Here is a 404-nt window from a genome sequence, read left to right as displayed (position 1 = left end):
GACAGGATCAGCTTGCGCAGCTGGATCAGGTCGAGCGTTGTGATCGAGCCTGAGCTGTTCACGTCAGCGGCAATGCGCTTGTATGGTGTGCTCAGTGGCTCTACGCCCAGGATGTGCTTGCTGATCAGCACCAGGTCGAACGTTGATACCCCGTTGAGGTAGTCGCCGTCGCGCTGTGGCGTCACCGTGTAGTCAAGCCCTGCATTCAGGTTAGTGAATACGTACTGGCCGTTGGCATTGGTCATTACAGTTGCAGAGCCGTTGCCAGAAAGGCTTACCTCTACATCTTCTACTGACTCAGCGCCCTCTGTGCTCACTGCGCCTGCTGCTGATGGGCCTGCTTCTGTACATACGCCCATGTTGTCCTGTACCAGGATGTAAGTCTCGCAGAAGTCGCCGTTGCC

1 protein-coding gene is annotated in these 404 nt (G+C 56.4%); it reads right to left on the bottom strand.

All coding sequences use genetic code 11. From position 1 onward, the window contains the following. Nucleotides 1-404, bottom strand: a 404-nt coding sequence (locus FRY97_RS22710; protein ID WP_246141902.1) for a dockerin type I domain-containing protein, incomplete at both ends; no start/stop codon positions are given.

The organism is Phaeodactylibacter luteus (genome assembly GCF_007993045.1).
Lineage (GTDB): Bacteria > Bacteroidota > Bacteroidia > Chitinophagales > Saprospiraceae > Phaeodactylibacter > Phaeodactylibacter luteus.
Note: the sequence above shows the minus strand (reverse complement) of the source record. Positions and strands in the feature narration are given on the sequence as shown.